This is a genomic window from Bacteroides sp. (genome assembly GCF_052357945.1).
Lineage (GTDB): Bacteria > Bacteroidota > Bacteroidia > Bacteroidales > Bacteroidaceae > Bacteroides.
The window spans coordinates 1-1,782 of record NZ_DAWCXD010000305.1 but is presented as its reverse complement, the minus strand read 5'-3'; the positions used below and the strand labels follow the sequence as shown (position 1 = coordinate 1,782).

The following is a 1,782-nucleotide window of genomic DNA, read 5'->3' as shown; positions in this document are numbered from 1 at the left end:
TAATAATGAAAGATATAAATATTGTGACATAAGTTCAATAGGTGGATGTGCGAAATGCATAACTAGGATAACGAATGGGTAAGAAACTGTGAAGGTTCTTGCCCATTTTTGTTGCAATAATTCTGTTTTAAATACCGGAAGTGCCTAAAAATAGTTTTTAATAAACTCGGATACCGTTTTTAATAAACTATTCACTTATTTATTATAAACTCGAAGTAAGTTTATACGATTTCGGACGTAAAGTGTAAGGAAGAAAGAACGATTGCATTGAATAACCGGCATTTTACTTTTCTTATTTGATAAACAATTGATACAATAGGGCTAGCGAATGTATTGGTCGTATTATTTTACATTTATTATTTTGCTTGATAATTGATCATCTAACGCAAAAAAGCTTCAGATTAAACAGAAACCATTATTGAGTCAAAAAAAATGTAGAAATCGTCTGTCATATCATATAATTCTGTAATTTTGTTGTGCAAGTCCCGTAAGACTAAAACAGCATTTCTAAGTTAATCTTTTAATACTAAAAAATACATATAAGTATGAAAATGAATTTCCATTGTTTTGCGAATCTTATTTCGGTAATGATTCTCGCGCTTTTCTCGAATAGCGGACTGATAAACGCAACTGAAGTCGGAAAACGTACTGACGCATTGGAAGCATCAGCCTGGAACGAATCCAAATGGATTTCCGCAGTAGATGCTCCTGTAGTGAAAGGACATAACAACGGTCGCGCAGCCGATGGTGCCAGTTGGTTTGTGTCCACTGTGAAAAATGAACAGAAAGTCATCTCTGCTAAGTGGATGACCGCTGGACTGGGAGTTTACGAGTTGTATGTAAATGGGAAACCCGTAGGCGGGGAATTCCTGAAACCGGGCTTCACACACTATGCCAAGACCAAACGTTCTTTTACCTATGATATCACAGATGTCATCCGTACCAAGCCAAACGCCGACAACATGCTCTCCGTACAAGTGACACCGGGATGGTGGGCTGACAAAATCATAACCCCCGGAGGATATGATGGCATGATAGGCAAAAAGTGTGCTTTCCGCGGTGTATTGGAACTTACTTTTTCTGACGGAACTAAGAAGTGCTACGGTACCGACCTTAAAAACTGGAAAGCCGGAATTGCCGGTCCGGTGAAACATGCCGGCATCTTTGACGGAGAAGAGTATGATGCACGCGAACCGATGGGCTACGAATGTGTGGACAAACTCTCCACCCCCGAAGAGAATACCGAATTTTCTGGTGACATTTTGCCTTCGGACGGAGCGGAAGTCTATCTGCGCACCGATCTCGCCCTCGCTCCTGTCAGAGCATACATTTGGAAGAATATAGAAGGAGCGAAAGAGAATGAGTTCGGTAAAGTGATTATTGCCCGTGAGTTCGCATCGGGCACGGAGATGACCATAAGTCCGGGAGAGACGTTAGTGGTGGATTTCGGGCAAAACTGTGCCGGTGTACCCTCTTTCGTATTCAAAGCTGCCGAGGGAACAGTGCTGACCTGCCTTCCCGCAGAGTTGCTCAATGACGGCAACGGTGCCAAGATTCGTGGCATGGACGGTCCGGAAGGAAGCTGCCATCGCGAAAACCTGCGCATTCCCCACACTGGTATCCGCCTGGACTACACCTTTGCTGCCGGAGATAACTATGTGGCCTACTATCCTCACTGTACCTTTTTCGGCTACCGTTACGTTTCCATAACTGCCACTGGGAATGTCGCCATCAAGTCGTTGAAGTCCATCCCCGTTACTTCCATCGCAAAGGAACTGGAGA

The 1,782-nt window shown here is 43.4% G+C and carries 1 protein-coding gene; it reads left to right on the top strand.

The features are described 5' to 3' along the window. Nucleotides 1–545: 545 nt before the first annotated feature. The coding region (locus ACT8YW_RS23165) for a family 78 glycoside hydrolase catalytic domain (RefSeq protein WP_444107273.1) at nucleotides 546–1,782 on the top strand (1,237 nt) is incomplete at its 3' end.